This window comes from Caulobacter sp. CCNWLW153 (genome assembly GCF_036889365.1).
Lineage (GTDB): Bacteria > Pseudomonadota > Alphaproteobacteria > Caulobacterales > Caulobacteraceae > Caulobacter > Caulobacter radicis.
The window spans coordinates 1-718 of sequence record NZ_JBAKFV010000047.1; the positions used below are offsets into that span (position 1 = coordinate 1).

Genomic DNA, 718 nt, shown 5'->3' on the forward strand with positions numbered 1-718 from the left:
CTAGGGTCTGGACTCAATTGAGCCAGTAGGCGCAGAGGGCGGCGATGAGGACGCCGGAGAGGTAGTTCCTGGCCAGCTTGTCATAGCGAGTGGCCACGCGTCGGAAGTCCTTGAGCCTGCACCACATGCGCTCGACGAGGTTGCGCTGCTTGTAGGCTTGGACGTCGTAGGGGATGGCGAGCTTGCGTGAGGTGGTGGAGGGAATGACCGCTTCAGCGCCGCGCTCGGCCAGTCTCTGGCGGAAGTGGTTGGCGTCGTAGGCCCGGTCGGCGAGCAGGCGACTGAAAGGCCCTGCTGCCTGGATCAGGGCGTGGGCCATGCTGATGTCATTGATGTTTCCGGCGCTGAGCAGCAGCACCCGCGGCTTGCCGCGCTCGTCGACCAAGCCGTGAACCTTGGTGGTGCGGCCGCCACGCGAGCGGCCTATGGCTTGGAGGAAGGCCCCCCTTTTGCGCCCGCCGCCGAACGGTGAGCCTTGATGTGGGTGGCGTCGATGGCGGCCCCGTAGATGCCCGTGTGCCCTGTCAGGGCCTCGAACATCTGCAGCCACAGGCCCTGGCGGCTCCAGCGGTTGAAGCGGTTGTAGACCGTCGTGTAGGGGCCAAACTCCGGCGGGCAGTCGCGCCAGCGCGCCCCGCTCTTGAGCATGTGGACGATGCCCGAGACCACGCGACGATCGTCCACGCGATGCGCGCCCTTGCGTCCGCGCGGCAGCAGC

Annotated in this window: 1 protein-coding gene; it reads right to left on the bottom strand. The window is 67.1% G+C overall.

Going from position 1 to position 718, the window contains the following annotated elements:
• Positions 1-13: 13 nt before the first annotated feature.
• Positions 14-717 (bottom strand): IS5 family transposase gene (locus tag V6S85_RS26530; RefSeq protein ID WP_334350815.1). Its coding sequence is split into 2 segments (ribosomal slippage): positions 14-438 and positions 438-717, totalling 705 coding nucleotides; the frame shifts between segments, so codons are not numbered across the junction.
• Between the last annotated feature and the right edge of the window lies 1 nt (position 718).